Origin of the sequence: Streptomyces sp. NPDC001851 (assembly GCF_040297165.1) — a bacterium.
Classification (GTDB): domain Bacteria; phylum Actinomycetota; class Actinomycetes; order Streptomycetales; family Streptomycetaceae; genus Streptomyces.
Map to the genome: position 1 here is coordinate 110,422 of NZ_JBEOYR010000031.1, position 6,238 is coordinate 116,659.

A 6,238-nucleotide genomic window follows, 5' to 3' on the forward strand; every position below is an offset into this window, starting at 1 on the left:
CCCGCCATCAGCACACCAGCGTTAAGCCTCCGATGTGATCCCACTTCCCCGCCTCTCCGGGATACTTGACGTTCGCCGCCACACCTTTCCCTGCCGTGTACGCGAGTGCACGAGTACGCGTACTCAGAGAGCCGCGAGCGACACCGGCCGGTCCGTGGGGGGCTGCAAATCGTTCGGTGTAACTCCCGATCATGGAAGATGCATCGATGACCAGTGCGAACGGGGCCGGGCATGAGGCTGTCAAGTCGGCGGCGGCTGTGTCGGCGAAGGCCGTGGACGACCGGCTGGTCGACGAGTGTCGGCTATGACGAGCACGATCCGGCGGGCAAGGATCGTGACCACTCTCGCAACGGCAAACGGTCCAAGACTGTGCTGACCGACGTGGGGCCGGTGGAGATAGTCGTGCCCTGTGACCGGGACGGCTCCTTCGAGCCGAAGATCGTCAAGAAGAGGCAGAAGCGCCTGACCGGCGTCGACGAGATGGTCATTTCGCCGGCCGCCAAGGGCCTGACCACCGGTGAGGTGCAGGCCCATCTCGCGGAGGTCTATGGTGCAGAAGTCTCCCGGCAGACCATCTCGACGAGACGGCGCGGTCGCCAACCGGCCAATCCATGTGGCTCTGGCCGTCACCGTTGAGGGCCGGCGAGAGATCTCGGGCTGCGGGCCGGGGACGGCAGCGAGGGCGCCAAGCACTGGTTGCACATCCGCACCGGGATCAAGAACCGCGGCGCGGGCGACGTGCTGATGCTGGTCTGCGACGGCCTCAAGATGTTCGCCGGCACGAGGGCGTCGCCGGGGTCCGACTACTTGCCGGAGACACTGTGGCGGTCGCGGTAGCGGGCGGCAGCCATCGGGCTGATCGCGAAGACCTGCCGCTTGCCGGTCCGCAGCACCGCCACCAACAGGCCCTGGGAGGTCTCGATCGCCACCGGAATGGAGTTGTCCTCGGTGTCGCCGTATTCGGCGAGCAAGGGCACGGTTGGGCTGTGGAGCAAGCCGCCACTGTCGGGCACCCAGCCGGTCGACATCAAGATGGCCGCGAACCGGGCGCTGCGCACCACGGTGGCCACGGACCACCGGGCACTGGCGGTCTACGTGGCCCACCCGGGCTCCGTGCGGGTGATGCCCAGGGGAGGCATCTGGACAGACCGGACAGACCAGCGAGACAGAGGCACGCAGGTGCTCGGCACCGTGGCTGCTGCGCAGTCCAGGTCGCCGAGCGGCGTGACACAACAGTGAAACCGCTGGGACGCGTCCGGTACAACCGGCGCGGCACATGCGGCGTCTTGAGTGTCACACGGCCAATAGGCCGCTGTGCGCAGCAGAAGGGCAACCGCGATGTCATCTCCACTCTCGCTCCGGCGAGTATTCCTGGCCACCGCGCTCACCTGCGTCGCGGTGCTCGCCACCGGTTGCAGCGCGGGCTCAGCCGCCACCTCCGGTGGCACCGCTGCGGCCACGGTTTCCGGCGCATCGGCGACGACGGCGCCAGCCGCGACAACGCCGGCCGCGACAACGCCGGCCGCGACAACGCCGGCCGGGAGAACGCCGGCCGCGACCAACACGGCTCAGGCCGGCAGCACGGGCACCAACACCCAAACGCGAACGGCGGGAACGATGCACAGGCCCACCGCCGCCTGCCCGACCCGTTATCTGCATGCCAGAGCGGGTATCAGTCAGGGCACCGCCGGCAGCGTCTACCAGGTGATCGACTTCACCAACATCTCCCAGACCACCTGCACCCTGTACGGATACCCTGGAGTGTCACTCGCCGGCGGCAGCCCGGTCAATCAGATCGGCCCGGCCGCCACACGGAACACCACCGCCCCCCGCGCGCTGGTGACGCTGCCACCGAGGGCCACCGGCAACGTGTTGCTGCGGATCACGGACGCCGGCAACTACCCTACGGAGCAGTGCCACCCGACCGCCGCGCAGTACCTGCAGGTCTACCCGCCGGGCCAGACGACCCCGACCTACGTCGCCTATCACGCGACGGCCTGCGCCGGGACGGTCGGCCTCCTGAGCGTCAGCGCGGTCCAGCCGGGCTCGGGAAGTGCGTCGTAGTACGCCGGACCGACGGCGGTGCCCCGGCCACCGGGCCAGGTCTTGAACGGCTGCGGCCCGCGAACACCTGAAGTGTTCGCGGGCCGCAGCCGTATGTGTGCAGGTCCTCGGGCAGCATCCGATGCCGTTGTAGGCGGAGGCGATGGCCATGCCTGAGGCCGCCGCCCGGTGCGGTGCTGGCAGGTCGAAGTCGGCTGAGGGTCAGCTGAGCGTAAGGGCGGTGTCGTCGATGACGAATGAGGTCTGGAGGGAGGTGTCTTCGGTGCCGGTGAAGGTGATGGTGATGGTCTGGCCGGCCAGGGAGGAGACGTCGAAGGTCTTCTGGGCGTAGCCGGTGGCGGCGTTGAGGTTGGAGTAGGTGGCCAGTGTGGTACCGCCGGCCTTGACGGTGAGTTTGTCGTACGCGGTGGAGGTCGTCGTCTCGGCGGTGTCGACGTGCAGGTACAGGCTGAGGGTGGCCTTGCAGCCGGTCGGGATTGTCACGGGCTGCGAGAGGGTGTCGGTGTGGGAGCTGCCGTAGCCATCCAGCCATGCGTCCCATGTACCGCCGTGCGGGGGCTCGCCCTGGGTGCCGTACTGGCCGATGACGCCCGAACTGGCGGACCATACCGTGTTGCCGGACTCGAAGCCCGGGTTGCTGAGCTTTTGGCCGGTGCTGGTGCAGGTTCCGCCACCTGCTGGGTTGATCGTCCAGGTGAAGGTGGTGGAGCCGGTGGCGCCTGTGTCATCGGTGGCGGTGGCGGTGACGTGGTAGGTGCCGGCGGTGGTGGGTGTCCCGGAGATCAGGCCGGTGGTGGAGGCTGTGGTCAGGCCGGGTGGCAGGCCGGCCGCGCTGTAGGTGAGTTTGGCGGTCGAGGCGGAGTCGGTCGCTGTGATCTGCAGGTTCACCGCGGTCCCGGCGGTGCCGGTCTGGTCACCGGGGTTGGTGACGGTGACGGTGTTGCCGCCTGGCTGCCCGCCGCCGATCGGCAGGCCGCCGGTCGGTGCGTACATCGCCACGTCGAAGGTGCTGCCGCTGGGGGCATGGGCGACGGGGATCACGGTGACGGCGTTGCCGCCGGACAGGACGGACGTGGATATGTAGTCGCCGAACATCCGGCCCTGCGTGGTGTTGGGTAGCCAGGCCAGTGTCATGGGGCCGGCGAGCTGGGTGGGTGCCGTCCACGTGGTGCCGCCGTCGGTGGACGAGACGTAGCCTGCGTCGAGCTGGCAGGTGGTGTCCGTGCAGGAGGCGTTCGGGTAGTAGTAGTACGTCAGCCCGATGCGGGCGGTGTTGCCGGCACTGCTGGGATCCACGCCGATGCCAGGGACGAAATGGTCGGCGGTGCTGTTGGCGGCGTCGATCGGCACGCGGGTCGGCGAGCTCCACGAGGTGCCGTTCGTCGAGGTCGACATGATGATGTCGTTGCTGGTGCAGTTGGTGCGGAAGCGGCAGTCGGCCCAGACTACGTAGACGCGGCCGGAGGCGTCGATCTCAGCGGACGGCAAGGGTCCCTCGCGCAGGCTGTCCAGTCTCGACATGTCGGCGGCGTCGTCCTCCAGACCGGCGACCGGGTGGTGCGAGACAGTGGCGATCTGCACGCTTGAGCCCCAACCGTTGCCCCCGTTGGTGGAGACGAACGCCCGTTCACTGTCCTCAGTGCCGGAAGAGAACGGTACGACGACGGTGCCGTTGGGCTGCACGACCGGCTGGCCGCCGAGTCCGCTCGGGCTGTCGGCCGGGCTCTGCTGCGCGCCCCAGGTCGCGCCTCCGTCGGTCGAGGTCTTCATGTGCTCGGCGTCGCCGGCGTTGGCGTCGTCGTATTCGGTGTAGCAGCGGCCGTAGTAGGGGCTGGACGGGTGGTTGTCGCAGACCGTCCAGTTCTTGTCATCGAAGGTGCCGGTGGAGACGGTGACCGGGGCGCCCCAGGTGTGACCGCCGTCCGTCGAGCGGCTGACATCGACATCGACGCTGTTGCCGGAGCGGATGCCCAGCCAGGAGACCATCCAGACCCCGTCCTTGGCGTCGTATGCCACGGAGGCGTCACTGGCTGCGGAGTACGGGCCGCCGGTGTTCGTGGTGGAGCCGGGCAGGAAGCCATGCGTCCAGCTCTGTCCGTTGTCGGTGGAGGTCGCCCACCCGATGTTGGACGCCCCGCCGCCGGAGACCCGTCCGACCTGGAAGGCGGCGACGACGGTGCTGCCGAAGCTGTAGGTGTCCGGCTCGACTTCGGTGGCGTGCTGGGCCTGCGAGTCGGAGTACGGGTCACTGCTGACCCGCGCGAGAGAGGGAGCAGTGGCATGGGGGGCCGCTAAGGCGGTCGCGGGGCTCGAAGCGCTGGCGAATGCGGGGGCACCGAACGCCATCGCCGCGGCCAGGGCACCAATGAGCAGGGGAGTTCTTCCTCTTGCCGGTCTGGACATATCTCTCCTGGCGGTATGTGTGGGGCGCCGGCGGCCGCCGGCAGACACGGCAAACCGGCGGGAACGCGACATGGCGGGTTCGCGTCAGTTGATGCAGGGGCCTGTCGCGCAGTTGCACCACGGGCGGACGCATGCGCGTCGTGCCGGGTGTGGCATGTGACGCAGCCACACCAGCATCGATCAGGGCGGAGGCGCCCTCCAAGCGGCGGCAACATACAGCGTATTGATCGTCCTGATCGCGCCCATGGCCGGCGTCGCCCACTCGGCTCCGAGTTTCCCGCCGCTCCGAGTTGCTGGGCTGACCGTGGCCGCACGCGTGGTGAATGCGGTGAGGAGGCGTCTTCGGCCTGGTGTGGAGCGTGACACTGAACATCCCTTCAGGCAGCCGGTGGTCGACCGGAGGTGGGGGTGAAGGACGTTCGCGCAAGGTGCATGCGTTCTCGCAAGCTGGAGTCTGGACCCGTACATGACACCACGCAAGGGGTGGCGACAAGTCGGCCAGCACCCCGCACCTCCCCAACCGGGTACGTTGTCCGCGCCAAGTCGGACACGGCCACGACGGCCGCAGGTCACCTCGCGTTCGGCAGGCATCAGTCGCAAGGCGGCAATGGGGGTGCGTTGGGTCAGATGCGCCCCGAGCCGGCGGCACGGACCCTGACCACGGGCGTGTGATCGCGCAGGGTCCGGGTCCGTGCCTTCGGCGGTCGCAGCACCTGCCCCGACTCGTCCGCGAAGCACAGCCACGCGTCCTGGTCCCTCACCGTCTTTCCACCCGCGGCCACGTCTCCTTGATCCACGCAGCCACCGCGTCCTCGTCGCGTTCAGCCGCCCGACGCTGCGGGACCTGCCCACTCCATCTGCGCCGGGCTGAACCATTCGTGGAAACGCCGCGCGATCACCGTGGCAACGCGGGCGAGCGTCCACCCGCTGGTCCTCCACCCAGCCACGCCTGCCAGCCCCTTGGACCGCAGCGCCTCCGCACCGGCCTGCCGCCAGCAGGCGTGCCAGGCATAGGCGGACTTCCGGAAGACCCGTAACCGCCGTGGGACCTGCGCCGGCGTCGCGGAGGATCCGGCGTGCACGCCGGGTGCTACCTCGCCGGCTGTGAGGCAGGCGAACCCGGCTACGCCGATCTGTCGGAAGGACGGGTACACCAAGGGGGTCCGCCCGCCGGCCTCCGTGACCGGGAAAGAGAAGAGGCTCAACGCCGCCTCCAACGGCTACACGGGCAGCATGACGGATGCCGAGCACGACCACCTGATCTCCCTGCAGCTCGCGGGCGACCCCAACGACGCCCGCAACGTGGGTGGAGCCGGCCGGGCCGGGCGGCCGATATCCACACCAGACGGCCCCGCTCATCGGTCAGGGCAATCACGTGCGGTGCCGGGACCATCCCCGCATATGCGCGGGGAGCAGGACCGCATCACGGTAGCCGCCTTGCGGTGCCCGTAGGTGGCGGATGTAGGACTCTCCCCGCGCCCGCGTGGATGGTCCCAGGTAGGCCTGGTGACACCGCTTCGGGTCTGCCGACCGGCTGGCAGGCGGGTGGGGTCTGGTGGTTCGGCGTGATAGGAGGTAGCGCGGGCCGTACCCTCGGGGTGCCTGCGGTGTCAGATAGCAGGCGCTAAACACTGGAGGCATTTCTCGTGCTGATTGCTCAGCGTCCCTCGTTGGCTGAAGAGGTCGTCGACGAGTTCCGCTCCCGGTTCGTGATCGAGCCGCTGGAGCCGGGCTTCGGCTACACCCTCGGCAACTCCCTCCGCCGTACCCT

Annotated in this window: 2 protein-coding genes and 5 pseudogenes; 4 read left to right on the forward strand and 3 right to left on the reverse strand. The window is 68.9% G+C overall.

Translation table 11 applies throughout. The features are described from left to right. Positions 1-206: 206 nt before the first annotated feature. Positions 207-768: pseudogene (locus tag ABT171_RS34605) on the forward strand (transposase); the annotation flags it as partial. Here ABT171_RS34605 and ABT171_RS34610 read toward each other — a convergent pair. Next, positions 729-971, reverse strand: a pseudogene (locus ABT171_RS34610) (IS110 family transposase); the annotation flags it as partial. The pseudogenes ABT171_RS34605 and ABT171_RS34610 overlap by 40 nt on opposite strands. Between ABT171_RS34610 and ABT171_RS34615 the strand changes: the two are divergent. Further along, positions 955-1,203, forward strand: a pseudogene (locus ABT171_RS34615) (hypothetical protein); the annotation flags it as partial. The pseudogenes ABT171_RS34610 and ABT171_RS34615 overlap by 17 nt on opposite strands. Positions 1,204-1,617: 414 nt before the next feature. Next, positions 1,618-2,064, forward strand: coding sequence for a DUF4232 domain-containing protein (locus tag ABT171_RS34620; protein ID WP_351250362.1), 447 nt, complete (start codon positions 1,618-1,620; stop codon positions 2,062-2,064). Between the two features lie 201 nt (positions 2,065-2,265). Here the strand turns inward: ABT171_RS34620 and ABT171_RS34625 are convergent, their stop codons facing one another. Further along, positions 2,266-4,467, reverse strand: a complete 2,202-nt coding sequence (locus ABT171_RS34625) for a putative Ig domain-containing protein (protein WP_351250363.1) — start codon at positions 4,465-4,467, stop codon at positions 2,266-2,268. 626 nt (positions 4,468-5,093) lie between these two features. Beyond that, positions 5,094-5,525, reverse strand: a pseudogene (locus ABT171_RS42015) (winged helix-turn-helix domain-containing protein); the annotation flags it as partial. A 588-nt stretch (positions 5,526-6,113) separates the two neighbouring features. Between ABT171_RS42015 and ABT171_RS34640 the strand changes: the two are divergent. Beyond that, positions 6,114-6,238 (forward strand): annotated as a pseudogene (locus ABT171_RS34640) (DNA-directed RNA polymerase subunit alpha); the annotation flags it as partial.